This window comes from Stenotrophomonas sp. SXG-1 (assembly GCF_014083965.1).
In the GTDB taxonomy this organism is placed as follows: domain Bacteria; phylum Pseudomonadota; class Gammaproteobacteria; order Xanthomonadales; family Xanthomonadaceae; genus Stenotrophomonas; species Stenotrophomonas geniculata.
In genome coordinates, this window is the sequence record NZ_CP046588.1 from 2,174,634 (window position 1) to 2,198,765 (window position 24,132).

24 protein-coding genes are annotated in these 24,132 nt (G+C 67.0%); 8 read left to right on the plus strand and 16 right to left on the minus strand.

The annotated features are described in order from the left end of the window. Positions 1–91 precede the first annotated feature (91 nt). The 4 genes from flgA to GOC52_RS10030 all read left to right on the plus strand — a co-directional run bounded on the left by flgA (position 92) and on the right by GOC52_RS10030 (position 2,776). Entirely contained in the window at positions 92–748 is a 657-nt protein-coding gene (flgA, locus tag GOC52_RS10015; protein WP_010485884.1) for a flagellar basal body P-ring formation chaperone FlgA, read from the plus strand. 75 nt (positions 749–823) lie between these two features. After that, complete coding sequence (flgM, locus tag GOC52_RS10020) at positions 824–1,129, plus strand: flagellar biosynthesis anti-sigma factor FlgM (RefSeq protein WP_019337421.1); 306 nt, start codon at positions 824–826, stop codon at positions 1,127–1,129. After that, positions 1,126–1,464, plus strand: coding sequence for a flagella protein (locus GOC52_RS10025; RefSeq protein WP_010485882.1), 339 nt, complete (start codon positions 1,126–1,128; stop codon positions 1,462–1,464). Before flgM ends, GOC52_RS10025 begins: the two co-directional genes overlap by 4 nt. Positions 1,465–1,555: 91 nt before the next feature. Continuing rightward, the gene (locus GOC52_RS10030) at positions 1,556–2,776 is read left to right on the plus strand and encodes an ATP-binding protein (RefSeq protein ID WP_010485880.1); all 1,221 of its coding nucleotides are present in this window, start codon (positions 1,556–1,558) and stop codon (positions 2,774–2,776) included. 17 nt (positions 2,777–2,793) lie between these two features. Here GOC52_RS10030 and GOC52_RS10035 read toward each other — a convergent pair whose 3' ends face one another. Both GOC52_RS10035 and GOC52_RS10040 read right to left on the minus strand, forming a co-directional pair. Then, entirely contained in the window at positions 2,794–4,566 is a 1,773-nt protein-coding gene (locus GOC52_RS10035; protein WP_019337423.1) for an EAL domain-containing protein, read from the minus strand. 4 nt (positions 4,567–4,570) lie between these two features. Continuing rightward, positions 4,571–6,673, minus strand: coding sequence for a sensor histidine kinase (locus GOC52_RS10040; protein WP_071306146.1), 2,103 nt, complete (start codon positions 6,671–6,673; stop codon positions 4,571–4,573). A gap of 131 nt (positions 6,674–6,804) precedes the next feature. Between GOC52_RS10040 and GOC52_RS10045 the strand changes: the two genes are divergently transcribed. Next, a complete protein-coding gene (locus GOC52_RS10045; RefSeq protein WP_191851304.1) occupies positions 6,805–9,564 on the plus strand; it encodes a bifunctional diguanylate cyclase/phosphodiesterase in 2,760 nt (919 codons plus the stop codon). Between the two features lie 141 nt (positions 9,565–9,705). On the opposite strand, the gene GOC52_RS10050 is transcribed toward GOC52_RS10045, so the two are convergent. The 7 genes from GOC52_RS10050 to GOC52_RS10080 all read right to left on the minus strand — a co-directional run bounded on the left by GOC52_RS10050 (position 9,706) and on the right by GOC52_RS10080 (position 14,634). Further along, positions 9,706–10,212, minus strand: a complete 507-nt coding sequence (locus GOC52_RS10050) for a hypothetical protein (RefSeq protein WP_191851306.1) — start codon at positions 10,210–10,212, stop codon at positions 9,706–9,708. A 67-nt stretch (positions 10,213–10,279) separates the two neighbouring features. Then, the gene (locus GOC52_RS10055; RefSeq protein ID WP_191851307.1) at positions 10,280–10,495 is read right to left on the minus strand and encodes a hypothetical protein; all 216 of its coding nucleotides are present in this window, start codon (positions 10,493–10,495) and stop codon (positions 10,280–10,282) included. A 98-nt stretch (positions 10,496–10,593) separates the two neighbouring features. After that, on the minus strand, positions 10,594–11,784 hold the full coding sequence (locus tag GOC52_RS10060) for a methyl-accepting chemotaxis protein (RefSeq protein ID WP_010485867.1): 1,191 nt from the start codon (positions 11,782–11,784) through the stop codon (positions 10,594–10,596). 163 nt (positions 11,785–11,947) lie between these two features. Further along, positions 11,948–12,562: a high frequency lysogenization protein HflD gene (gene hflD / locus GOC52_RS10065; protein WP_010485865.1), complete on the minus strand. Its 615-nt coding sequence runs from the start codon at positions 12,560–12,562 to the stop codon at positions 11,948–11,950. Then, positions 12,559–13,701: a tRNA 2-thiouridine(34) synthase MnmA gene (gene mnmA, locus GOC52_RS10070; protein ID WP_010485863.1), complete on the minus strand. Its 1,143-nt coding sequence runs from the start codon at positions 13,699–13,701 to the stop codon at positions 12,559–12,561. Before mnmA ends, hflD begins: the two co-directional genes overlap by 4 nt. Continuing rightward, a complete protein-coding gene (locus tag GOC52_RS10075; RefSeq protein ID WP_126561112.1) occupies positions 13,698–14,159 on the minus strand; it encodes an NUDIX hydrolase in 462 nt (153 codons plus the stop codon). Before GOC52_RS10075 ends, mnmA begins: the two co-directional genes overlap by 4 nt. A gap of 1 nt (position 14,160) precedes the next feature. Beyond that, positions 14,161–14,634, minus strand: a complete 474-nt coding sequence (locus GOC52_RS10080; RefSeq protein WP_010485859.1) for a hypothetical protein — start codon at positions 14,632–14,634, stop codon at positions 14,161–14,163. 112 nt (positions 14,635–14,746) lie between these two features. Here GOC52_RS10080 and clpS point away from each other — a divergent pair, with 112 nt between their 5' ends. Further along, positions 14,747–15,073, plus strand: coding sequence for an ATP-dependent Clp protease adapter ClpS (gene clpS, locus GOC52_RS10085; RefSeq protein WP_006366596.1), 327 nt, complete (start codon positions 14,747–14,749; stop codon positions 15,071–15,073). A gap of 93 nt (positions 15,074–15,166) precedes the next feature. On the opposite strand, the gene GOC52_RS10090 is transcribed toward clpS, so the two are convergent. Further along, the gene (locus GOC52_RS10090) at positions 15,167–15,979 is read right to left on the minus strand and encodes an APH(6) family putative aminoglycoside O-phosphotransferase (protein WP_049455058.1); all 813 of its coding nucleotides are present in this window, start codon (positions 15,977–15,979) and stop codon (positions 15,167–15,169) included. 138 nt (positions 15,980–16,117) lie between these two features. Here GOC52_RS10090 and clpA point away from each other — a divergent pair, with 138 nt between their 5' ends. Next, positions 16,118–18,403: an ATP-dependent Clp protease ATP-binding subunit ClpA gene (gene clpA / locus GOC52_RS10095; RefSeq protein ID WP_010485852.1), complete on the plus strand. Its 2,286-nt coding sequence runs from the start codon at positions 16,118–16,120 to the stop codon at positions 18,401–18,403. Positions 18,404–18,471: 68 nt separating this feature from the next. On the opposite strand, the gene GOC52_RS10100 is transcribed toward clpA, so the two are convergent. From GOC52_RS10100 to aat, 4 genes are all read right to left on the minus strand, one after another. Next, positions 18,472–18,849 carry a hypothetical protein gene (locus GOC52_RS10100; RefSeq protein WP_053442983.1) on the minus strand — a complete coding sequence of 126 codons (378 nt, stop codon included), beginning with the start codon at positions 18,847–18,849 and terminating at the stop codon, positions 18,472–18,474. Between the two features lie 129 nt (positions 18,850–18,978). Next, the gene (locus GOC52_RS10105; protein ID WP_191851309.1) at positions 18,979–19,251 is read right to left on the minus strand and encodes a hypothetical protein; all 273 of its coding nucleotides are present in this window, start codon (positions 19,249–19,251) and stop codon (positions 18,979–18,981) included. A 171-nt stretch (positions 19,252–19,422) separates the two neighbouring features. Further along, complete coding sequence (infA, locus tag GOC52_RS10110) at positions 19,423–19,641, minus strand: translation initiation factor IF-1 (protein WP_005409596.1); 219 nt, start codon at positions 19,639–19,641, stop codon at positions 19,423–19,425. 86 nt (positions 19,642–19,727) lie between these two features. Further along, a complete protein-coding gene (aat, locus tag GOC52_RS10115; protein WP_071306172.1) occupies positions 19,728–20,468 on the minus strand; it encodes a leucyl/phenylalanyl-tRNA--protein transferase in 741 nt (246 codons plus the stop codon). A gap of 72 nt (positions 20,469–20,540) precedes the next feature. On the opposite strand from aat, the gene GOC52_RS10120 reads away from it, so the two are divergent. Then, positions 20,541–21,809, plus strand: coding sequence for a hypothetical protein (locus GOC52_RS10120; RefSeq protein WP_191851311.1), 1,269 nt, complete (start codon positions 20,541–20,543; stop codon positions 21,807–21,809). A 123-nt stretch (positions 21,810–21,932) separates the two neighbouring features. Here the strand turns inward: GOC52_RS10120 and GOC52_RS10125 are convergent, their stop codons facing one another. Continuing rightward, positions 21,933–23,057 (minus strand): GNAT family N-acetyltransferase, encoded by a 1,125-nt coding sequence (locus GOC52_RS10125; RefSeq protein ID WP_191851313.1) that lies wholly within the window; start codon positions 23,055–23,057, stop codon positions 21,933–21,935. A 102-nt stretch (positions 23,058–23,159) separates the two neighbouring features. Next, entirely contained in the window at positions 23,160–24,131 is a 972-nt protein-coding gene (trxB, locus tag GOC52_RS10130; protein ID WP_191851315.1) for a thioredoxin-disulfide reductase, read from the minus strand. Between the last annotated feature and the right edge of the window lies 1 nt (position 24,132).

Below are 24,132 nucleotides of genomic sequence, written 5' to 3' on the forward strand. Positions count from 1 at the left end.
CGACCGAGGCTCGACTCTACAAAACGCAGCTCTGCCCATCTGGCACACCCCTTGCACGCACCAGGGCCAGATCCCATCGATAGGAGGCGCCATGCGCCGGGTCACATCTCTCTTCGCCATCGCGTTGGCCTTGGCCTCGCCGTGGGCGGTTGCCGCCGACTGGCAGCCGGTGGCCAGCATTCGCGCCGCGGCGTTGTCGACGCTGCCGGCCGGCAGCGAGGGCGAGGCCCAGGTGGCCGATGCGCTGCGCCTGCCCAGGTGTGGTGGCGCGCTGCAGGTGCAGCCCACCGCCAACACCACGGTCGAAGTCAGCTGCCCCGATGCCGGTGGCTGGCGCCTGTTCGTGCCGGTGAAGGTACGGCGCAACCAGACCGTGCTTGTGCTCAATCGTGGAATCGGCACTGGAGAAACTCTCACCGCCGCCGATATCACCACTGCCCAGCGTGACGCCGCCCGGATTGCCGGTGCAGTGCTGGCCGATCCCAACGCGGCGATCGGCCGCATCGCCCGCCGTCCGTTGCAGGCCGGAGCCCTGCTGTCGAACAACGATCTGGTGGTGCAGCGTCTCATCAAGAGGGGAGACAATGTGGCCCTGGTATCGCGTCGCGGCTCGGTCGAGGTCCGCATTGCCGGTCGCGCGATGGGCGATGCCGGTGAAAACGAACGGGTCTCGGTAGAGAACCTGTCCTCGCGGCGGATCGTGCAGGGCACGGTCGATGCCGCCGGTGACGTAATCGTGGCGCGTTGATTTACCGCAAAATATCCCTAAAGATCACGGCCCTGCGGCCGTTATCCCTTGTGAACGGCAACTCCAGGACACCCCATGAGCCAGAAAATCGACGGCAACCTGCAGGTCCCCCAGGCACTGCGCAGCGTGACGACCCCGGCCAACAAGCCCGGCGTCAGCACCGATGCGGCAGCACGTCCGGTCGAAGCGGCCGACAGCCTGCGCCTGACCGGCGAGGCCACCAATCTGCAGGCCATCGAGCGTGAGCTGACCACCGCCCCGGCGATCGACGCCCAGCGCGTGGCCGCCGTGCGCGAATCGCTGCAGAACGGCACCTACAAGATCAATCCGGACGCGATCGCATCGCGCATGCTCGAGCTGGACCAGCAGCTGCACGGATGACCGCGGCGATGAGCGAGCCGCTGCAGCGCCTTGCCCAGGCCCTGGACGTTGAACGCCAGGCCTTGGTCGAGCACGACGTGCACGCCCTGATTCGGGCCACCGGCGCCAAGCTGGAAGCGCTGCGTGCGCTGGAAGGCGCGCCGCCGGTGGGCGAGGGCGAACAGCTGCAGGAACTGGCCGAGCGCAACCGCGCCAACGGCGTACTGCTGTCGCGCCGCCGCCGCGAGGTCAACTGGGCATTGCGCCAGCTCGGCCGCACCGAAGATGCCTCGGCCTACGATGCCAAGGGCCAGGCGCACACCGTCACTGCGCGCCGTCCACTCGCCGTCGCCTGACGCGACGGCGGTCGCACAACCCATTCCCGCGGGCTGAAGCCCGCTGCGTGACCGCGTATATTGGGCGCCTGTTCGAATGCCCCGAGTCGCCGTGTCCGCTGCCAACGCCCTGGTTACCGCCCCCCTTCCGCCACAGCCGGTGCTGCAGGCCCTGCTTGAGCGCCTGCGCGAAGGGCTGCTGCTGTTCACCGACGACGGGCAGGTGGCCCTGGCCAATCCGGCTGCGCAGAACCTGCTGGCCAGTGGTGAGGGTGGCGGTCTGCCACCACCGCAGCGCCTGCGTGAACTGCTGCCGCCCGATGCCCTGGAACAGGCGCGCCAGCATGGTCACTGGAATGGCAGCCTGCCGCTGGGCGAGGGCGTGGTCATCGCCCATCTGTATCACCACGGCCCGGTGGGCCAGGGGCACTTCCTGGCGTTGTTCCGCCATATCGAGGGGCAGGAAGACTACGAGCGCGAGCTGCAGCAGCGCCATGCCGAGCTGCGCCAGGCCTACCTGCGCCTGAACGGCACCCAGGAAAAGCTGCTGCAGTCGGAAAAGATGGCCTCGATCGGCCAGCTTGCTGCCGGCGTCGCGCACGAGATCAACAACCCGATCGGCTACGTGCACTCCAACCTGGGCAGCCTGCAGGAATACCTGCGCAGCCTGTTCACGGTGATCGAAGCCTACGAACGCGCCCTGCGCGCGCCGGACCCGAAGGCGTTGATTCCGGAAATCGACGATATCCGTGACCGTCTGGACATCGATTTCATCAGCCGTGACCTGCCGCAGCTGATGGCTGAATCGCGCGAAGGCATCGAGCGGGTCACCCGCATCGTGCGTGACCTGAAGGACTTCTCGTATTCCGGCCGCGACGAATCGTGGAAGCTGGTCGACCTGCACGCAGGCCTGGAATCGACCATCAACATCATCTGGAACGAGCTGAAGTACAAGGTCACCCTGGTGCGGGAGTTCGGCCAGCTACCGCTGGTGGAATGCCTGCCGTCGGAGTTGAACCAGGTCTACATGAACCTGCTGCTCAACGCCGGCCATGCCATCGCCGAGCGCGGCACGATCACGGTGCGCACCGGCGTTGATGGCGATCACGTGTGGGTCGAATTCGAGGACACCGGCGGCGGCATCTCGCCGGAACTGCGCCAGCGCATCTTCGATCCGTTCTTCACCACCAAGCCCGTTGGCAGCGGCACCGGCCTGGGCCTGTCGATCTCCTACAGCATCATCAACAAGCACCACGGCCGCATCGACCTGGACAGCACCCCGGGCGTGGGCTCGCGCTTCCGCGTGGTGCTGCCGGTGAAGCAGCCGCGCTGATCGACTCTACATGTGGGTCACCGCAGCGGACGATCCTCACCGCCATCTCCGCTCTCCACCGGCGCCGGACCGGCGTTGCTGCGGCGTTGCTCCTCATAGGTGCGGAACGCCTGGTGGATGTGCTTGCGCAGCTCGTCATCGTTCCACGGCTTGGTCAGGAAGCGATAGATCGCACCGCGGTTGATCGCGTCGGTCACGGTGTTCAGATCGGTGTAACCGGACAGCACCAGGCGGATCGTGTCCGGGTACAGCATCTTCACCCGGCCCAGGAACTCGGTGCCGCTCATGTCGCTCATGCGCTGGTCGGACAGGATCACCTGCACGTCGTTGATCGCCAGCAGGTCGAACGCATCGCGCACGTTGCCGGCGGCCAGGATGCGGTAGCCATCGCGACGGAACAGGCGCACCAGCGAGCGCAGCACGTTCTCCTCGTCGTCCAGCAACAGCAGCGTGCGGTCGGGACGGGTCTCGGCAAAGGCCTCCGGGCGCAGGTAGCGGCGGCGCAGGGTCATGCCGGCGGCATCGGCCGACATCGGTTCGCCGAACAGGTAGCCCTGGAACACGTCGCAGTCGTTGCGGCGCAGGAAGCCCAGCTGCGCCTGCGATTCCACGCCGTTGGCGATCACGGTCATGCCCAGCTGGTGGCCCATGGCGATGATCGCGCGGGCGATGGCCGCTTCGCGGTTACCGGCCGGCGCACTCTTGATGAAGCTGCGGTCGATCTTCAGCTTGTCCACCGGGTAGCGCACCAGCGCACTCAGGCTGGAATCGCCGGTGCCGAAATTGTCCAGGCTCAGGCTGATGCCTTCGTTGCGCAGGTTGGCCAGCGTCTCGTGCACGAAGTTGACGTTGTTGGTCAGCGCGCTTTCGTTGATCTCCAGCGTCAGCATCTGCGCCGGCACGCCCGCCGCCTGGATCAGGCCCATGACTTCTGCGAAGAAGTTGGGCCGCAGCAACTGCAGGGTGGAGACGTTCACGGCGATGGTGAAGTCGTCGAAGCCCTGGTCGCGCCACAGGCGGGCCTGCTTCAGCGCGCCCTCCAGCACCCAGGTGCCGATCTGCACGATGATGCCCAGCCGTTCGGCGGTGCGCATGAAGCGCTCCGGCACCAGCATGCCCAGCGTCGGCGACTGCCAGCGCAGCAGCGCCTCCATGCCCACCACGTGGCCGTCGCGGGCACTGACCAGCGGCTGGTAGCGAAGCTTCAGCTCGCCATTGGGGATCGCGTCGACGATCTGGCGCGCGATGATGCTCTCGCTGTGCGCGCTCGGCGGCGTGTCCACGGCGTGGATGCGCACCGCGTTGCCGCCTTCGCGGGCCGCCTGGTACAGCGCATCCTCGGCATGATCGAGCAGGCGTGAGGCGCTGCTTGCATGGTCCGGGCACAGGCTCACGCCCAGCTTGCCGGTCATGAACAGCGTGTACGGCAGCACCGATAGTGGCAGTTCCATCTGCTGCCGGATCTCCTCGGCAAAGTCCTCCGGCAGCGGCACATCGGCGGTGCGTGGCACGGCGATCAGGAACTCATCGCTGCCGTGGCGCCACAGCTTGCCGCGCCCGCGCAGATAGGACTGCAACCGCTGCGCCACCAGCGCCAGTGCCTGGTCACCCACCTCGGCGCTCATGTTTTCGTTGACCGAGGCGAAGTGGTCAATGTCGACATGCATCAGCATCAGTGCGGTGCCGCCCGAGGCCGCCTCGGCGACCATTACCTGCAGCTCGGGGTTGCCGGCGCCAAGGCGGTCAGGCGCATCATCGATGCTGACCGGGGGCTGGTTGGGATTCCACATAGGCTCAGTATTCCGGTGACTCAACGGCGGCCATGCTGGCCGCCTGGTAGGGGAGGTGGACGTCGATCAGCGTGCCTTCGCCGTGCGCGGATTCGATCCGCACATGGCCACCGACGCTCTGCGCGCGCTCACGCATCACGATCAGGCCCAGCCCGCGCGGACCATCGGGGTCGAAACCCTCGCCATCGTCGCGGATCTGCAGGTGCAGGCCGCGCTGGCCGACATCGCGCAGCTGCAGCTGCACCTGGCTGGCACGGGCGTGGCGCAATACGTTGGTCAGGCTTTCCTGCGCGATACGGAAGCAGGCCTGCTCGATGCTGTTGTCGGGACGGTGCGGCAGGGGCTCGATCTCGGCCAGTAGTTCCACCGGCGACGAGCGGAACAGTACCCGTGCCTGCCAGCTCAAGGCTGCTTCCAGGCCCAGCGCGTCGAGCTGCGGCGGGCGCAGCAGGGTAGAGATGTCGCGCAGCTTGGCCACCGTGGTATCGGCCAGGCTGACGATCTGCGCCAGATCCTCGGCGCGGCGCTGCGGATCATCTTCGTCCTGTGCTGCGTAGGCGGACAACTTGATCGCCGTGATCGCCTGGCCGATGTCGTCGTGCAGATCGCGCGAAATCGCGCGGCGTTCATCCTCCTGCAGCGAGAACAGGCGGCCGGCCATCGCCTGCAGTTCACGGTTGCTGGTTTCCAACGCACTGCGGGTCCGCTCGGAATCGCTCAGGTCGCGCACGATCAGCAGCTTGCAGTCGCGTCCGCCATAACGCACTTCACCTACCGCCAGGCCGGCATGGAAGCTGCGGCCATCAGCGCGCTGCATCGCCACCACGCTGCTGTGACCGGGCCCCAGGTGGGGCTGGCCGGCACGCAGCTGGCTGCGCACGCGGGACAGATCGGCGTTGCCCACCAGTGCCGACAGCGGCTCGCCCAGCAGGGTGTGGCTGCCATAGCCGAACAGGCTGGCCGCCCAGGCATTGGCGTACAACACGTGTTCTTCGGAGAGGATCACCACGCCATCGGGCAGTACCCGTACCAGCTCGCGGAACTGCTCCTCACGCTCGCGCAGCAGGCGTCGCGACTGCTCACGCTCGGTCACGTCCTGCAGCGTGCCCAGCACGCGATTGCGGCCGGCCTCGTCGATGCCGCTGGCAGCACGCAGATGCACCATCAAGGCGCGGCCATCCATCGACAACAGCGGCAGCAGCACGTCCACGTGCACGGGATCGCCGGAGCACAGTTCGGCCAGCAGCTGTTCGGTCTGGGTAGCGGTGGCCGGATCGGCCGGCACCAGCAGTTCGTCGAAGCGATGCCAGCGCCGGGCCTCGGGCGGGCGGCGACCCAGCAGGCGGTAGACCTGGTTGGAATAACGGCCGAGCCCGGTGGACGGGTCCAGCTCCCAGGCGCCGATGCGGGCCAGCTCGTGGGCTTCTTCCACCCGGGCCAGCGCCTGGTCGCGGCGCAGTTGCGCCAGATCCTCCGCAGTGCGGTCGATGGCAATCAACAAGCGGGCGTTGTGGCCGTCGTAGCTGATGGCGTTGGAGCGCAGCTCCATCTGCCGCAGCGAGCCGTCACGCAGCTGCAGCTGGGTACGCAGGATGCACAGTTCCTCTGGTGCCTCGCGGATCGCCTCCAGCTTGGTCTGCAGTGCCTGGTCCTGGCCTGGCGGCCACAACGCGTCGATGGTCTGCTCCAGCAGTTCGTCACGGTCCCAGCCGAAGGCGGTGCAGGCCGCCGGATTGGCATCGAGGATCGCCAGCGTATCGAGGTCATAGACCAGGATCGGGCCGGGGTTGCCTTCGAACATCTGCCGCAGGCGCAGCTCCGAGGCCTGCTGGCGTGCATGGGTGTGCAGCACGTGCTCGGCCAGCGGGCGCAGCAGCAGATACAGCAGGCCCGCACTGGCAAGGGCGAAGAACGAGCCCTTCAGGCCCTGCCACAAGGCCGCCTGCTGCGGGTCAGGCACCAGTGCCTGCACCGCACTGTCGGTGGAGATCATCCAGGCCAGCGCCATCGCCAGGTAGCTCAGCACCACCCGGCGCCGGTCGCGGCTCAGCGCCTGCGCCATCCGCGGGTCGGGAACTGGGGCGTTGCCGGTCGGTTCTGCGGGCATGGACAGGGCGGAAGAAAGGGGCGCCGGCCATCTTACCGCGCAGGTGCGCCCAGACCACTCAATTATCCGCCGCAGGCGCCGTTAACCACTGCGTGCCCCGCTGACGGGCGTGTCATCCGGAGCAAGATCGCGTGGACCAAGGGATCATCGCCAGCCTGCTGCAGCACCCGCTTGCGTCGGCGCTGGTCATCGTCGACCGCACGGGCCGCCCGCTGGCGGCCAATCCGGCTGCGCGCGAGCACGGCTTGCCGGCTACCGTGGCTGCGTATGCGCCGATGCTGGAAGATCTGCGCCTGATGGCCGCCGATGGCGGCATCGTGGCCTGCACGCTGCCGGGTGGCCCGCACGGGCACTACGACGGCCACCTGCGGGCCGTGCACGATGGCGCCGGCAATCTGCTGGCCTTCACGCTGAGCATTCCCGAACCGGTGCCGCTTGGCGGCGGTGGGCGCTGGGAGCTGGCGCTGGACAGTGCCGGGCACAGCCTCTGGGACTGGGACATTCCCAGCGACCGTGTGGTGCGCACCCCGGCGCTGGGTGACGAAACCGCCACCGAGATCCTGGCCCGCGTGCACAGCGAGGATATCGCCCAGGTGCGGGTCGCACTGGACGAGCATCTGCGTGGCTTGAGCGAGCAGTACAGCGCGCAGTTCCGTTTCCGCCAGGCCGATGGCCAGTGGCGTTGGGTACTGGACCGCGGGCGCGTGGTCGCGCGCACCGCCGATGGCCAGCCGCTGCGCATGGTCGGCACGCATACCGATATCGAACAACAGAAGCAGCTGGAAGGGCTGCTTCAGGAACAGCAGCTGCACCTGAGCGAGGCCCAGCGCATCGCCAGCATGGGCAGCTGGTCGTTCGACCCCAACAGTGGTCATTTCTGGTGGTCGCCGGAACTGCGCTCGATGCTGGCGCTGGAGCAGGGCAGCGCGCCCGGCCAGCGCCGCTGGCTGAAGCAGCTGCATCCGCGCTCGCGGGGTGCGTTGCGCGCGGCATGGCGGCGCCTGTGGCGTGATGGCCGGGCCGCCAACATCGAACTGGAATTGACCCGGGGCAACGAACCGTCGCAGCATCTGCGGCTGTGGATGCAGCCACTGCTGGACATGGACGGACAGCCCAAGCGGCTGCTCGGCCAGGTGCAGAACATCACCGAGCAGCACCAGACCGATGCGCTGATCCGCTGGCGCACCGAACTGCTCAACCGTGTTTCCGCGCTGGGTCGCATCGGTGGCTGCGAGATCGAGGTGCAGACCCGGCACATGCAGTGGACCGAGGAGTGCTACCGCATCCACGGCCTGCGCAAGGAGCCGATCACCCTCGACCAGGCGCTGGCGCTGTACACCGAAGATTCGCGCAATGCCTTCGACGCCGCATTGGTCCGCATTGCCGGCGGCGGACTGCCCGAACAGCTGGACCTGTGCTTCTACCGTCAGTCCGGCCTGCGCGTGTGGGTGCAGGTGCTGATCGAGCTGGACCGCCGTGATGGCCTGCCGCCGCGCTTCGTGGTGCTGTTCCGTGACATCACCCGCGAGCGCGAGGCCAACGAGCGCATCGAGCTGCTGGCCCACTACGATCTGCTCACCGGCCTGCCCAATCGCGTGCTGCTCGGCGAACAGACGGCAGAAGCCATCGAGGAAGCGCGCGACCGTGGCACCTCGCTGGCGATGCTGTTCATCGATCTGGACGGTTTCAAGACCATCAACGACAGCTTCGGTCATGCCACCGGTGATGCGCTGCTGAAGGCCGCTGCGACGCGCCTGCACCAGAACCTGCGCAACAACGACCTGTTTGGCCGCTTCAGTGGTGACGAGTTCATCGTGGTGCTGCGCGATCTGGCCGAGCCGGAAGACGCCGGCCACGTGGCGCGCAAGCTGATCGCCTCGTTGGCCGAGCCGCTGCGCCGTGGCGAGACCACCTTGAAGGTCGGCGCCAGCGTCGGCATCGCGATGCTGGGCGATGCGCAGACCGACTTTGATTCCCTACTGCGTGCTGCCGACGCCGCGATGTACGCGGCCAAGGAAGCCGGGCGCAATACCTACCAGTACTACAGTCAGGACGCGCTGGCCCGCATCCAGCGCAAGCTGGAGCTTGAGCACGCCCTGCACGGCGCCATCGAGCGCGAAGAGTTCAGCCTGGCCTACCAGCCGCTGCTGCATGCCCACCACGGCGAGCCGCCTGCAATCGAGGCGCTGCTGCGCTGGCACCGGCCCGGGATCGGCTACTGCAGCCCGGCCGAGTTCATTCCGATTGCCGAGAAGTGCGGTGAGATCGTACGGATCGGCGACTGGGTACTGAATGAAGCCTGCCGCCAGGCCACCGCCTGGGACCGCGCCGGCCTGCGCTTCGACCGCATCGCGGTGAATGTCTCTGCGGTGCAGCTGCGTGACCGCGGCTTTGCCGAGCGGGTGATCGAGATCTGCCACGCCCATGGCTGGCCACCGCAGCGGCTGGAACTGGAACTGACCGAGTCGGCACTGATCCGTGACACCGACATCCTGCGCCACTGCTTCGATGTGCTGGAACGGCACGGCGTGCCGCTGGCGGTGGATGACTTCGGTACCGGCTTCTCCAACCTCAATTATCTCAACCGCTTCCCGGTGGGCCGCCTGAAGATCGACCGCAGCTTCGTGCAGGGCATGCTGCACGATTCGGGCACGGCCGAAGTGACCCAGGCCATCGTGCACCTGGGCCACGCGCTGGGCATGAAGGTGGTGGCCGAGGGCGTGGAAACACACCAGGAAGAAGACATGCTGCGCCGCCAGGGCTGCGACGAGATCCAGGGCTACCTGTACTCGCGCCCGCTCAGCCCGCGCGACCTGGCGCAGTGGCTGCGCCAGCCACAGCCGGTTTCGCTGCGTACCGATGCCAGCGGGGAAGTGGTGCTGGCGCGCTGATCAGCTGCACTGGTTGGAACTGACCTTGGCTGCGGTGTCTATCCTCGCATGGCGTGGGTCTACCGCAATCCGCTTTGGTGGGTGCCGACCGTTGGTCGGCACTGATGCCTGGACGCGCGATCATCCACGCACGGCGTGGATCTACCTTGGAAATTCCGACTTCAACTGCATGCGCAGCGCTTCGACGATGGCCGCATAGCGCCGCTTCTGGACCAGATAGCTGGCCAGGAACAGCGGCAGCACCAGCAGCATGGGCGCCACCATCGGGCGCATCGCCACCAGCGGCAACAGCAGCAGCGACAGGATCGCCACGAACCAGCTGCACAGGCCGATCACCCGCACCTCGTGCCGTCGCGTGTTGAGTACGATGCGACCGCGCATCACGGGGAAGTAGCGCAGGCCGAAGCTCGGCGCGAAGCTCTCGCGGAACGCCATGCTGCCGTCAGGCAGCGCATGGAAGGCCAGTCGCAGCCACTTGTCCCGCGGCAGGTCACGTTCCAGGCTGCCCAGCGAGAGCCGGGCCTGCATGGCCGGTGACGCCGCGATGCGTTCGTTGAACACGGTGATGCCCCAGCTGAAATAACCGGCCACCCAGGCCATCAGAAGGACGGTCTCGATCAGCAGGAGTGCGATCAGGGCGATGGCCATCGGTCTTCCATGAAGGGGACCGGCGGATCATGCCATGCGCGACGGCCTATCCACGCATGGCGTGGATCTACCTCAAGGCTTCGCCATCCAGCCCCAGGTCCCACGCCAGCCCCAGCAGCGCCTCGTCCGTACGGGACGGCGCCGGCCGCGCGTCCGCCAGCTGCTGCAGTTCGCGGATCTCCTCGCGGGCGACCTCTTCCAGTTGCTGCAACTGCTCACGCACGCTCGCGTTGCGCGGGCGCTCGGTATCGGTGAGGGAGGGCAGGGCACGGATCAGGGTCATGGTGCGCGTACAGGATGCATCCAACGGCGGGTCACAGGCAAAGGCCCCGGAGGAACCGGGGCCTTGCGGGCTGCCGGCGAGGGCAGCGGACATCAGGGTCAGAACAGCTCGACGGTGCCGGCGCCCATGCTCTGCTGGGCAACCGGCTTGTGCGGCGGGCGTTCCCATTCGCTGCGCAGTTCGCGCAGGCGGCTGCCGGTGCGCTGCAGGGCGGTGGCGATCTCTTCGTCGAACACGCCGCCGTTGCGGTGCAGCAGTTCCTGCAGGGCGACTGCTTCGCGGTTGATCGCGGTCAGGCGGTCCAGGTGGGTGTGCACGCCGCCCAGCGCCTGGGTGGCGATGTCTTCGAACTGCAGGGCGCGCACAGCCTCGGCCACGCTGCCATCGATCGAACGGGCGCACTCGGAGACTTCGCGCATGCCATCGCCCAGCGAGGCATTGATCTGGGCCACGTTGTCGAGCATCGCGGCCGCTTCCTGGCGCGCTTCACGGGAGCGATCCATGTCACGCGACGCCATGTGCGAGACCGTCTCGCGCACCTTGGCAATGGCGTCCTTGGAGCTGTGCGCCAGCTTGCGGATCTGCTCGTTGAACGTGGTCGAGCGCTCGGACAGGTTGCGCACTTCGTCGGCGACCACCGCGAAGCCACGACCGGCTTCACCGGCACGCGCCGCTTCAATGGCAGCGTTCAGTGCCAGCAGGTTGGTCTGGTCGGCGATCGATTTGACGTCTTCCAGCAGCGCGAAGATGCCATCCAGGTGCTGCGCCATCTGGTCGATGTGCTGCACGGTGGTGCTGCTCTGGCCGCTCACCTGTTCCAGTGCTTCGACCAGCTGTTCCATGCGGTGGCTGGCGTGCTGGGCGAAACGGGCAACGTCGAGGCCGGCATTGCCTTCATCACCGGCGCGGTCGACGATGCGCGACAGGGCCTGGCTCTGCTGGCGCGACTTGCGGTTCATCGCATCGAAGCTGCCGCCCAGGCTGGAGACCGCCTGGCGGATCAGGTCACGGGCACGTTCCACTTCGCCGCGCGAACCGTCGATCTCGTTGCCGACGAAGTTGCGCAGTTCGGTCAGCAGCTGGTCCTGCTCACGCAGGACACGGGCATGTTCCGGGGAACGGTGCGCCTGGGCGCGGGTGGTCCACCACGCAAAGCCGAGCCAGCTCAGCGTCATCGTGGTCAGGATCGCCCAGCGCAGGGCGGCCGGCCATTCGAAACCGATGGCGAAGGGGAGCAGCAGGGTCAGAGCCAGGGGGGCGGCCAGACGGATGAAAATGCGTGAGTACATGGACGTTCTCGGGAGGTGCACGGAGGATGTATCGGCCGTACCCCCTTTCTCTTTAACGTCGATGTGCCCGGAAGTGCATTCTGAATGCGCCGGTTCTCCGGCGCCTTGGCGGCTTCAGGGTCAGAGCCCTTTCCGTGCCGGAAAGGGATCCGACCCCATGGCCTCAGGCCAGCTGCCGGTCCACGGCCTCGATCATCGCCTTGCGGCTGAACAGGAAGTCCCAGTAGCTGCCGCCCAGCTGGCGCCACAGCACCGCCGAGCGCACCGCGGCCAGCAGCAGGGCGCGGATCTCGGCCACCACGCCGGCCTGGCCCAGATAGTGCGGGTTGCCCTGCACCATCACCCGCGGCTTGAGGTGGCTGATGGTGTCCGCGTAAAGGCCGCCCAGGTTGGCCAGCACGTCCGGATGGCCGCTGTCGCCCAGCTCGGTGGCCTGGCGCTGGGCGCGCTCGATGCCCGAGGCGACCTTGTTCACGGTGGCGCCGTCCTGCACGAAGCGGCGCTCCAGCTGCAGCACCGACAGGGCCAGCTTGGGCAGGATCGGATCCTGGCCCTGGCTGCGGAAGTAGTTGTGCAGCAGGCGCAGGCCGGCCTTCAGTGCATGGCGATCGCCGAACACCTCCTGCGGCGAGGACGCATCGACACGGAACACGCTGTCCACGGCGGTGCGCACGGCGGCGGCGTCGGAATGGCCGGTATCGGCGATGCGGCGTACCTGCTGCAGGGCCTGGGCAATGCCGGCCAGGGCCAGGACGCGGTCGTCGACAGTGAAACTCATGCAGCGATTACCTCAAAAGGGGAGGGGGTGGTGCGCAGGCGCTGTTCCAGCGGCGCATCGGTGGCGGCGATCACCGCGCCACCCAGGCACACGTCACCGTCATACAGCACCAGTGATTGACCGGGGGTAACGGCGCGCTGCGGGCGCGCGAAGGTGACCAGCACGCTGCCATCGTCCAGCACCTCGACCGTACACGGCTCGTCGGGCTGGCGGTAGCGGGTCTGGGCGGTGCATTCAAAGCGCCGTGCCGGCGGCGCGCCGGCGATCCAGTGCGCGGTTTCCGAGCGCAGGCGATCGGACAGCATCCACTTGCTGTCGCGGTCCTGATCCACGTACAGCACGTTGCTGGCCACATCCTTGCCGACCACGTACCACGGCGCGGCCGGACGTCCACGCACGCCGCCGATGTTCAGGCCTTCGCGCTGGCCCAGGGTGAAATAGAACACGCCCGGATGTTCGGCGATGACGCTGCCGTCGGCCGGGTCGAGGATCTGGCCGGGCTTGGCCGGCAGGTAACGGCCGAGGAATTCACGGAAGTCGCGCTCACCAATGAAGCAGATGCCGGTGGAGTCCTTCTTGGCGTGGGTCGGCAGGCTGACGTCACGTGCGATCCGCCGCAGGTCGGTCTTTTCCAGGTCGCCGATCGGGAACAGGGTGGCCGCCAGCTGTTCCTGGCCCAGCTGGTGCAGGAAGTAGCTCTGGTCCTTGGAGCGGTCGGCGCCGCGCAGCAGCAGCCACTGGTGGCCGCGCTGGGTCACACGTGCGTAATGGCCGGTGGCGATGCGTTCGGCGCCCAGCTCGCGGGCGGCATCCAGGAAGTGCTTGAACTTCACTTCGCGGTTGCACAGCACGTCCGGGTTCGGCGTACGGCCGGCCGCGTACTCGGCCAGGAAGTGCTCGAACACGCCCTGCCAGTATTCGCTGGAGAAATCGCGGAAGTGGAACGGAATGCCGAGCAGGCCGCAGACGGCCACCGCATCGCGGCGGTCGTCCTCGGCACGGCAGTCGCCGCTGCCGTCGTCGGCCCAGTTCTGCATGAACAGACCGGCTACGGCCTCGCCCTGCTGTACCAGGCGCCAGGCGGCGACCGAGGAGTCGACGCCACCGGAGACGCCCACCATCACGCGCGGAGTGCTCATGCGACCTCCCGGACCAGGGAAAGTGGATGGCGCTGGCCACCCAGGTAATCAGCCACCACCTGCCAGACCAGCGGGCTGCGCTGGCGCTCGCCGGCGGCCTGCAGTTCGGCCGGGGTCAGCCAGAGTGCGCGGTCGATGCCGGTGTCCAGTGGCTGCGCCGGGTCGTGCGAGACCGGGCGCGCCGCGTAGCAGAAGCGCAGGAAGGGGGTGCCGTCGCCGGCCGTCCACTGGTAGCAGCCGATGAAGTGGGTCAGCTGCACCGTCCAGCCGGTTTCCTCGCGGGTCTCGCGCAGGGCTGCCTCGGCCAGGCTTTCGCCCGGCTCGAGGTGGCCGGCCGGCTGGTTCAGCACCTGGCGGCCGTCGATGGTCTCTTCAACCAGCAACACGCGGCCGCCGTCGACCACCACGGTGGCGACGGTGGCGTGCGGTGCCCAGCGCGGGTCCGGCGTAGCGTTCAACTCAGAACTCGTCCTTCTTGGTCAGTTCCAGCTCCATGGCGTCGGCGGTGCGGATGGCCGCATCGATGGCGTCGCTGAGCTGGTCGGCCGTGGCATCGGCGTCGATCTTGACCACGAACATGGCGGTGGTGTCCTGCTTCACCCAGCCGCCCATCTTGGCGTCCTGCGAATCTTCCAGCAGGCGGTTGGCCACGGCCACCGGGAACTGCTTGGTCTTGGCGTTGTAGGCCGGCGACCAGATCTCGCGGATGTTGTGGGTGCCGAAATCTTCCACCGACGAGCGCACGTAGACCATCTGGGTGCGGTCACCTTCGACGTCGAACACCATGCGGTAGTCGCCGTCCTCGTCGACCTCGTAGGTGTAGCCCAGCTTGTCCAGGTGGCGGGCCACGGCCTTGTCGGCCTGGGTCTCGGCGGCGGCGGAGCCGGCGGCGGCCAGGGCGATCAGCAGGGCGGAGAGAAGGGTCCTTTTCATGAAGATCCTGTGAAACAGTGTTGAGAGAGGATGCAATTGTGACGGCGGCCGTGCGTGCCGTCCAATCTGCGGCGGGCCGACGCAGGCCCGCTCGAGCCTCTATAATGAGCAGATGCCCCGCGAGTCTTCCCCCGATTCCCATCACGAGCACGGCGTTGCCGTGGAACCCGCGCGCCCGGAAGTGGCGCCGCCGCCGTTCTACCAGGTGATGCTGCTCAATGACGACTACACCCCGATGGATTTCGTGGTGGACGTGCTGCAGCAGTTCTTCACCATGGACCTGGACAAGGCCACGCAGGTGATGCTGCACGTCCATACCCGCGGCCGCGGTGTGTGCGGGGTGTTCACCCGCGAAGTGGCCGAGACCAAGGTTGCCCAGGTCAACGAGTATTCGCGGATGAACCAGCACCCGCTGCTGTGCACGATGGAAAAGGCCTGACCGCCCCCGACCTGTAGAGCCGAGCCCACGCTCGGCTGCTGTTCACCCAGGCAGCCAGCAGCAGCCGAGCGCAGACTCGGCTCTACAGCTGGATCAGGCCTCCGCCAACGCCTCCAGCGCCATACGCGCCACGGCCTCGTCGACCTCGGCGGGGGCGCCGTCATCCCGGAACCAGACTGCCGACAGCCCCGCGCTGGCTGCGATCCAGCGCAGCAGGCGCGTGCGCTCCAGGCCCGCCAGTGCACTGACCTGTTCCAGCCGGGCGGCAAACCGCTCAGGCTGCGTCGCAACGTGGATGCCCGGACCGCACAGGTCCGGGTTGCTGAACAGTGTCGTGTAATCAAAGGCGCGATCACCCAGCAGCCGCTTCGGGTCGATCGCCAGCCAGCCACGTGCGCCGAAATCGAGCACGTTGTCGTGGTGCAGGTCGCCGTGCAGCGGCCGGATCTCGCGCTCTTCCTGCAGCAACCCCTCCGCCAGTGATCTGCACTGTTCCAGCAGTGGCGGCAGCGCAGCCCTTGGCTGCAGCAGGTCGGCGAACCATCTACGGAGGCAGACCAGTTCCGCTGGCGGCGCGTTCCGTGGCCGGTGCAGCCGCTGCAGGACCTGGCACAGGATCGTGGTGCAGGCGTCATCGTCGCCCTCGATCGAGCGTTGCCGCAGCGAGTCGCCGCCGGCACGCTCGATCAGGATCGCCGGTCCCTCGTGGGCCAGCAGGCGGGCGGCGCCATCGCCCTCCCACCAGCGCAGCAGGCGATGGCTGTTCTGCTCTTCGGTTTCGCTGCTGATCTTCAGCATGGCCGGCTCGCCGGCGGTGGTCAGCACCGGCCAGAGCTGGGCATGGGGCGTTTCGATGGCTGCGCCATCACGCCGCAATCGCCAGCGGCTCAGGTAGGGTTCGCTCATGCTGGGCGGGCTGTCCTGGAGTGAATGAAGATCAAGCGATGTGTACTGCTAACGCCATCTGAACGCAGCAATCCGCTAGGGTGATGGAAATCGCGTAGTCAGGCCGCATATTGTCCCCATCTGCCGCCGGAGTAATCCATGTTCAGCAAAGACCTCGAACACACCATCGGCCAGTGCTACAAGCGCGCCCGTGAGGCCCGGCATGAGTTCATGACGGTCGAACACCTGCTGTTGGCACTGCTCGACAACCCGTCCGCCCAGGCCGTACTGAAGGCGTGTGGCGCCGACGCCGAACGCCTGCGCCAGGAGCTGGAGCAGGCCATCGAGGCCTCCGTGTCCCGCCTGGCCGAAGATGACGGCCGCGATACCCAGCCGACCCTGGGCTTCCAGCGCGTGCTGCAGCGGGCCGTGTACCACGTGCAGTCCTCGGGCAAGAAGGAGGTCACCGGCGCCAATGTGCTGGTCGCCATCTTCGGCGAAAAGGACTCCCACGCCGTCTATTACCTCAACCAGCAGGACGTCACCCGGCTGGACGTGGTCAATTACCTGTCCCATGGCATCGCCAAGCTGGGCGAAGAAGGCGAGCAGCCGTCCTCCTCCTCCGAGGGCGAAGGCCGCATTGAAGGCGGGGAGGGCGAGCCGAAGGGCGATGCCCTGACCGAGTTCGCCAGCAACCTCAACGAACAGGCCCGGGCCGGTCGCATCGACCCGCTGGTCGGTCGTGCCGACGAAATCGAGCGCACCATCCAGGTCCTGTGCCGCCGCCGCAAGAACAACCCGCTGTACGTGGGCGAGGCCGGCGTGGGCAAGACCGCGATTGCCGAGGGCCTGGCCCGCCGCATCGTCGAGGGTTCGGTGCCTGAGGTGCTGGCCGATGCGGTGATCTATTCGCTCGACCTGGGCGCACTGGTGGCTGGTACCAAGTACCGTGGCGACTTCGAGAAGCGCCTGAAGAGCGTGCTGACGGCACTGAAGAAGGTGCCCAACGCGGTGCTGTTCATCGACGAGATCCACACCATCATCGGTGCTGGCTCGGCGTCGGGCGGCACCATGGATGCGTCCAACCTGATCAAGCCGGCGCTGGCGTCGGGCGAGCTGCGCTGCATCGGCTCGACCACCTTCCAGGAATATCGTGGCATCTTCGAGAAGGACCGGGCGCTGGCCCGCCGTTTCCAGAAGATCGACATCGTCGAGCCGACGGTGGGCGAGACCTACGAGATCCTGCAGGGCCTGAAGTCCAAGTACGAGCTGCATCACGGTGTGACCTATTCCGACGAGGCGCTGCAGGCCGCGGTGGACCTGTCGGTGAAGCACATCGGCGACCGCCTGCTGCCGGACAAGGCCATCGACGTGATCGACGAGGCTGGCGCCCGCCAGCGCCTGCTGCCGGAAGGCCAGCGCAAGGAGCTGATCGACGTCGAGGAAGTGGAGGCGATCGTCGCCAAGATGGCGCGCATCCCGACCAAGCAGGTCAGCGCCACCGACAAGGATGTGCTGCAGCACCTGGAGCGCAACCTGAAGATGGTGATCTTTGGCCAGGATCCGGCCATCGAGACGCTGTCCTCGGCGATCAAGCTGGCCCGCTCGGGCCTGGGCAATCCGGAAAAGCCGATCGGCAATTTCCTGTTCGCCGGTCCGACCGGTGTCGGCAAGACCGAGGTGACCAAGCAGCTCGCGCTGCAGCTGGGCATCGAGCTGGTCCGCTTCGACATGTCCGAGTACATGGAGCCGCATTCGATCAGCCGCCTGATCGGTGCCCCTCCGGGCTACGTCGGCTTCGACCAGGGGGGCCTGTTGACCGAGAAGATCGTCAAGACGCCGCACTGCGTGCTGCTGCTGGACGAAATCGAGAAGGCGCACCCGGACATCTTCAACATCCTGTTGCAGGTGATGGACCGCGGCGTGCTGACCGATACCAATGGTCGTGAGGCGAACTTCAAGAACGTGGTGCTGGTGATGACCACCAATGCCGGCGCGGCGCAGGCCTCGCGGCGTTCGATCGGCTTCACCAAGCAGGACCATGCCACCGACGCGATGGAGACCATCCGCCGCAGCTTCACCCCGGAATTCCGCAACCGCCTCGACGCGGTGGTGCAGTTCCAGGCGTTGGGCTTCGAGCACATCCTGCGCGTGGTCGACAAGTTCCTGATCGAGCTGGAGATGCTGCTGCAGGACAAGCACGTCAGCCTGTCGGCCACCCCGACCGCGCGCGACTGGCTGGCTCACCACGGCTTCGACCCACTGATGGGTGCGCGCCCGATGGCCCGCGTGATCCAGGACAAGATCAAGCGCCCGCTGGCCGACGAGCTGCTGTTCGGCAAGCTGGTCAACGGTGGCAAGGTCAGCATCGATGTCCGCGACGACGAGCTGGTGGTCGAGACCCAGGCTGAGCCGGAGCGGCTGCTGCCGGTTACGGTGGAGTGAGCTGAAGGCTTGGCGTGAAAGACTGGAAACAACAAGGGCGGCTTCGGCCGCCCTTGTGCTGTCCGGGGTCAGCGGCTGCGGCGGCGCGCTTCGCGCTTGAACCGCTCGGCATCGATCGGCTCGATGCGCGCGACCTCGCAGCTGCCACGACCGGTGTCCAGAGCGCTTCGGCCCTCGCTGCACAGCTCGTCAGCCTCCTTGCCGTCGGTCTTGAAGCCGAGGCGGGTGGCCAGCACGGCAGAAGGGCAGCTGTTGCGGAAATGCACGACATAGTGGTCTTCGCCGGAGCGAAGCAGGATGTTCTTGTCGGCGCCGGCGCGAACGATCTGCTGTTCGCCGGTCAGTGGTACGCACTGCGCCGGCGGGGTGTCGGCGGCATGGGCGGGCGACGCCAGCAGGGTGGCGGCAGACAAGGCCAGGGGGATGAGCAGGGAAGACAGATTCATGGCGGGGCAGGGGGCGGCGATCCGGACTGGATCGGATCCCAGGATGCCGCCGCCGCTGCAAATGCGAATCTGCCGCAAGCAGGGCTGACCGACGTCACGGTGAGATCGGTCACGATGACCTTTGGCGCATCAGGCTGCGATCGAACGGAATCCCTGCTGGCGCCCCTGGTTGCCGCCATCCTCGATGACGAATGCGACCGCTTCATGCGGAATGTGCAGGCGCTGCTTGAGTGTGCTGCCCATGTGTGGGACCTCGCGCTGCGCGGCCAGATACAGTGGGTGGGATGCGTCCATGCTGGTACAGACCAGGCAGGGCTGGCCGAACCAGGTGCCGTCCGGGCCCTTGCTGGCGTAGCAGCGGCTGGTGACGGACTGCGGGTCCAGGACGATCAGGTAGGTCATGCGCGCAGCGCCCTCTGTGAAGAACGCGTTGAGTCTAGAGTTCCGGCGCGATGCTGGATTTCAGACAAGGACGAAAATCGGACGATCTCGGTGCCGCGTATTTTCTTCCGCGCACGACAAAGGGCCAGCAGCGAGGCCGGCCCTGTCGGAGTGGCGCACTGCGCCGACCGCTTACTTCATGCGGTAGGTGATACGACCCTTGGTCAGGTCGTACGGGGTCATTTCAACCTTGACCCGGTCACCGGTGAGGATGCGGATGTAGTTCTTGCGCATGCGGCCGGAGATGTGGGCGATGATTTCGTGCCCATTTTCCAGACGAACGCGGAAAGTGGTGTTCGGCAGCGTCTCGCTGACGGTGCCCTCGAACTCGATGGAATCGTCTTTCGACATGTAGTCCTGTGCGGTTCAGAAAACGGCCACGCTGGGCCTAAGGCGCGGTATTTTACGCGTGATGGGCCCGGCTTGCAAAGTTTGTGTTAACCCCCGGCCAAACGCTGTGCTGGCAAGCGTCCTACCGCCTGGGTCCATGGGCCTTCACGGCCGTCACGGTGTACGGCCTGGCGGACGTGCTCCAGAAAGTCCGCGCGCGGCAGGTGCTCGGCGCCCATCCGCAGCAGGTGCGGATTCTCCACCTGGGCATCGATCAGTTCCCAGCCCCAGTCACGCAGGGTGGATGCGAGGGCGGCCAAGGCGATCTTGGAGCCGCCGCTGGCGCCACTGAACATGCTCTCCCCGAAGAACATGGCGCCGATCGCGACGCCATAGATGCCGCCGACCAGCGTCTGCCGATCCCAGACCTCGAAGGAGTGGGCAAACCCCAGGTCGTGCAGCTGGCTGTAAGCCTCGACCATCGCCGGGCTGATCCAGGTGCCGTCCTGGCCCGGTCGCGGTGCTGCGGCGCAGGCACGCATCACACGACTGAAAGCGGTGTCGGCGGTGATCTCCCACGTGCTGCCGCGCAACTGGCGGCGGAAGCGGCTGGACAGGTGCACGCCCTCGGTGCGGAACACCATGCGCGGGTCTGGCGACCACCACAGGATGGGCTCGCCCTCGCTGAACCACGGGAAGATGCCGCCGGCATAGGCGTTGAGCAGTCGCACCGGATGCAGGTCGCCGCCCACCGCGAGCAGGCCGTCGGGCTGGCGCAGTGCGGTTTCAGCCGGAGGGAAGGGAGCGTCCGGCGCATCGGCCAGGCGCCAGGGCAGCTGGCGGGTCATGCCGCCATTGTATTCGTCGTGGCGATCGCTGATGTCTGGCACCATCAGCGTCCAACGGCAAGGAGCCCACGCATGAGTGACGCGATCACCGCCATCCTCGATGTGCACGATATCCCGCGCACGCGCAACGACAGCCAGGGCATGCTGCTGGCGCTGGCCACTGAACAGCCCGGCCAGCTCGGTGCGCTGATGCTGCTGGCCCTTGCCCGGCGTTCACCCAGCTCGGCCTTTCTCGACATGGCGCTGGATCTGCTGCCCGATGAAGCGATTGTGCCGGTCTGTGCCGAGGCCTGGCGCCGCTATCGGGATGGCGAGCGCGGCGAACTGCTGGCCAGCGTGATCGAATTCACCAGCTACCAGGCGCCGCAGGTGCTGCAGGACGACTGGGAGGCCTTGCTGGCGCTGGCCACCGAAGACGAGCTGCAGCTGGCTTCGCAGGTATGGCAGGGCCTGCCCTCCGTCATTGCCGTGCAGTGGGCGCAGATTCTGGTTGAGGCCGACGACGATCGCGAGATGGCGCGGGCCAGGGCGCTGCTGCTGGCGGCGCAGCCCGAGAGCTATGCCGTTGCCCGCGGCTACCTCGCTGACTGGGGCGCGCTGGATGCTGAGGTCTGGGCGCACTGGGCCGGCGTCGCGGACGGACCGCAGCCGCGGCGCCTGCATGGGGAGCGGCCGCTGCACATCCGCTTCGGCCGCGAGCAGCATCGCGCGCAGCAGGCGGACGAACCGAGCTGGCGCAAGCGCATCTGGCGCCTGCACCCGACCTGGAATGGCGGGCAGGTACAGTACGCCGGGCAGATGGGAGGGCCGCTGGAATCGTTGTGTGGCAGCTGCCATGCACCGCTGCAGCGCCTGCTGCGAACCGACGCTGCCGCGCTGCAGCCGGGCGCGGCGGGTGAGATCACGCTGGGCCTGTGCCTGGACTGCTGCGGCTGGGAAGATCCGCCCGTGCGTTTCTATCGCCACGATGCCAGCGGCCTGCCCAGCTGCCACCCCAGCCAGCGTCTGGAGGTGCCGGCGACGCCGACCGACAGCGGTGACCTGATGCAGGCCGAGGTCGGCCTGGTCGCCATGGACACCATGCGGTGGGAGCAGCAGGACTGGGGCCAGTCAAACCACCGGCAGAACCTGTCGCGCGTGGGCGGCGCACCGAGCTGGGTGCAGAGTGCCTGGTATCCGGCGTGCATCGATTGCGGTGAGGAGATGCCCTTCGTGATGCAGCTGGATTCGACGCTGCCGACCACCGGTGGAGGTGCGCTGCTATGGGGCAGTGGCGGCATGCTCTACACGTTCTGGTGTGCGAAGTGCCGGGTGAGTGGGCATTTCTGGCAGTGCACCTGAGCGCAGCACCCTCGACATCGCTCTGATAAGCGCCAACCTTGGTTGGCAGGCCTCATTGCTCTGGTAGGTGCCAACCTTGGTTGGCACGCTTCTCGGCACCGCGCCAGTCGAGCAAGCTCGACTCTACGTTCCTACGCGGAACGGCCCATGCCCCTGCAATTCCTGCTGGTACCGCCGCACACTCTGCCGCTCCTGCCGGCACCAGTCCTGCAGTGCCTCTGCGAAATCCGGATCGGCCACCCAGTGTCGGCTGCGCACCAGGGTCGGCAGGAAGCCACGTGCCAGCTTGTGCTCGCCCTGTGCGCCGGGCTCGAAACGGCTGAGGCCTTCGCGCAGGCAGTACTCGATGCCCTGGTAGTAGCAGGCTTCGAAGTGCAGGCCGGGCAGGGTGGCGCCGCCCCAGTAGCGACCGTACAGCGTGTCGCCACCGCGCAGGCACAGCGCGCCGGCAATCGGCTCGCCGTCCTGTTCGGCCAGAAACAGCACCAGCCCGCGTCCCAATGAAATGGCCAGATGGCGCAGGAAGGCCTCGGTCAGTGCCGGGGCGTTGCCGTACTCGAGGAATGTCTGCAGATAGAAGCGGTACATCGCCTGCAGGTCGGCGCGGCCGGCCTCGTCGCCATGTACCACGCGGAAGGTGATGCCCTGGCGGGTGACTTTGGCCCGTTCCTGGCGGATGTTCTTGCGATGCTTGTGGTCCATCGCAGCGAGGAACTGGTCGAACGTCGCCCAGTCACCCGGATTCTGCCATTGGAACTGCACGTCCTCGCGCAGCAGCCAGTCGTCATCGAACAGAGCCTCATCGCTGGCGGTGTGGAAGTTGATATGGGCCGAGGATACGTGCAGCGCGGGCAGCGCCTCGCGCAATGCCGACAGCAGCGCGATGCGCCCTGAATCGTGACGAGCCAGCAACCGCGGGCCGGTGACCGGCGAGTACGGCACTGCACCCAGCCACTTCGGATAGTAGTCGCGGCCATGACGGGCATACGCGTTGGCCCAGGCATGGTCGAACACGAACTCGCCGTGCGAATTGGTCTTCAGGTAGCCCGGAATGGCGCCGACCAGCGTGCCGCCCTCCCACAGCGTGAAATGCCGGGGCTGCCAGCCCCAGTCCTCGCGCAGGCAACCGTGCTGTTCAAGCCCGGAAAGAAAGGCATGACTGACGAAGGGGTTGCGGCCGTCGTGCAGGGCGTCCCAGTCGGTTGCGGCAATGGATTGCAGGGAGTCGAGGAAGCGGACGGAAGGCATGTGGGAAGGATAGGGCAGATGAAACAGAAAGGCCGACGCGCTGGCGTCGGCCTTCTATGCGGAGTCGAGCGTGGCTCGACCCTACAGGAGCGGGTCAGCCTCTCAGCTGGCCTTGCCCTGCGCGTCCAGGTAGCGCTCGGCATCCAGTGCGGCCATGCAGCCGAAGCCGGCCGAGGTGATCGCCTGGCGGTAGTGCTGGTCGGCCACGTCGCCGGCGGCGAACACGCCTTCCACCGAGGTCTGCGTGGCATTGCCACCCAGGCCCGAGCGGATCTCCAGGTAGCCGTTGTTCATCGCCAGCTGGCCGTCGAACAGTGTGGTGTTCGGGTGGTGGCCAATGGCCACGAAGAAGCCGTGGGCATCGATGTCGCGGGTGCTGCCGTCCAGGGTGGACTTCACGCGCACACCGGTCACGCCGGCGTCGTTGCCCAGCACTTCTTCCACCTGGTGGTGCCAGACGGTCTCGATCTTGCCTTCGGCCACCTTCTTGAACAGCTTGTCCTGCATGATCTTTTCCGCCTTCAGGGTGTCGCGGCGGTGGACCAGGTAGACCTTGCGGGCGATGTTGGACAGGTACAGGGCCTCTTCCACGGCGGTGTTGCCGCCGCCGACCACGACCACGTCCTGGTCGCGGTAGAAGAAGCCGTCACAGGTGGCGCAGGCGGAGACGCCGCGGCCCTTGAACTCGTCCTCGGTCGGGATGCCCAGGTACTTGGCGGTGGCGCCGGTGGCGATGATCAGCGCATCGCAGGTGTACTCGTGGCTGTCGCCGATCAGCTTGAACGGGCGCTGCGACAGGTCGGCGGTGTGGATGTGGTCGAAGATGACCTCGGTCTCGAAGCGCTCGGCATGGGCCTGCATGCGCGCCATCAGGTCCGGGCCCATCAGGCCGTGGGCGTCACCTGGCCAGTTGTCCACCTCGGTGGTGGTCATCAGCTGGCCACCCTGCTGCAGGCCGGTGATGACGACCGGCTTCAGGTTGGCGCGGGAGGCGTAGACGGCGGCGGTCCAACCGGCCGGGCCGGAACCGAGGATGACGAGGCGCTGGTGGCGGGAGGGCAGGCTGGTGCTCATG

Excerpts from the sequence above, each read along its gene's own strand:
- GOC52_RS10080 (WP_010485859.1), bottom strand. The coding sequence starts at position 14,634 with ATGAAAAGGACCCTTCTCTCCGCCCTGCTGATCGCCCTGGCCGCCGCC.
- GOC52_RS10050 (WP_191851306.1), bottom strand. The coding sequence starts at position 10,212 with ATGGCCATCGCCCTGATCGCACTCCTGCTGATCGAGACCGTCCTTCTG.
- aat (WP_071306172.1), bottom strand. The coding sequence starts at position 20,468 with ATGACCCGCCAGCTGCCCTGGCGCCTGGCCGATGCGCCGGACGCTCCC.
- flgA (WP_010485884.1), top strand. The coding sequence starts at position 92 with ATGCGCCGGGTCACATCTCTCTTCGCCATCGCGTTGGCCTTGGCCTCG.
- clpS (WP_006366596.1), top strand. The coding sequence starts at position 14,747 with ATGCCCCGCGAGTCTTCCCCCGATTCCCATCACGAGCACGGCGTTGCC.
- infA (WP_005409596.1), bottom strand. The coding sequence starts at position 19,641 with ATGTCGAAAGACGATTCCATCGAGTTCGAGGGCACCGTCAGCGAGACG.
- GOC52_RS10055 (WP_191851307.1), bottom strand. The coding sequence starts at position 10,495 with ATGACCCTGATCCGTGCCCTGCCCTCCCTCACCGATACCGAGCGCCCG.
- GOC52_RS10125 (WP_191851313.1), bottom strand. The coding sequence starts at position 23,057 with ATGCCTTCCGTCCGCTTCCTCGACTCCCTGCAATCCATTGCCGCAACC.
- hflD (WP_010485865.1), bottom strand. The coding sequence starts at position 12,562 with ATGAGTTTCACTGTCGACGACCGCGTCCTGGCCCTGGCCGGCATTGCC.
- clpA (WP_010485852.1), top strand. The coding sequence starts at position 16,118 with ATGTTCAGCAAAGACCTCGAACACACCATCGGCCAGTGCTACAAGCGC.
- GOC52_RS10120 (WP_191851311.1), top strand. The coding sequence starts at position 20,541 with ATGAGTGACGCGATCACCGCCATCCTCGATGTGCACGATATCCCGCGC.
- GOC52_RS10035 (WP_019337423.1), bottom strand. The coding sequence starts at position 4,566 with ATGTGGAATCCCAACCAGCCCCCGGTCAGCATCGATGATGCGCCTGAC.
- GOC52_RS10100 (WP_053442983.1), bottom strand. The coding sequence starts at position 18,849 with ATGAATCTGTCTTCCCTGCTCATCCCCCTGGCCTTGTCTGCCGCCACC.
- trxB (WP_191851315.1), bottom strand. The coding sequence starts at position 24,131 with ATGAGCACCAGCCTGCCCTCCCGCCACCAGCGCCTCGTCATCCTCGGT.
- mnmA (WP_010485863.1), bottom strand. The coding sequence starts at position 13,701 with ATGAGCACTCCGCGCGTGATGGTGGGCGTCTCCGGTGGCGTCGACTCC.
- GOC52_RS10025 (WP_010485882.1), top strand. The coding sequence starts at position 1,126 with ATGACCGCGGCGATGAGCGAGCCGCTGCAGCGCCTTGCCCAGGCCCTG.
- GOC52_RS10060 (WP_010485867.1), bottom strand. The coding sequence starts at position 11,784 with ATGTACTCACGCATTTTCATCCGTCTGGCCGCCCCCCTGGCTCTGACC.
- GOC52_RS10040 (WP_071306146.1), bottom strand. The coding sequence starts at position 6,673 with ATGCCCGCAGAACCGACCGGCAACGCCCCAGTTCCCGACCCGCGGATG.
- GOC52_RS10105 (WP_191851309.1), bottom strand. The coding sequence starts at position 19,251 with ATGACCTACCTGATCGTCCTGGACCCGCAGTCCGTCACCAGCCGCTGC.
- flgM (WP_019337421.1), top strand. The coding sequence starts at position 824 with ATGAGCCAGAAAATCGACGGCAACCTGCAGGTCCCCCAGGCACTGCGC.
- GOC52_RS10090 (WP_049455058.1), bottom strand. The coding sequence starts at position 15,979 with ATGAGCGAACCCTACCTGAGCCGCTGGCGATTGCGGCGTGATGGCGCA.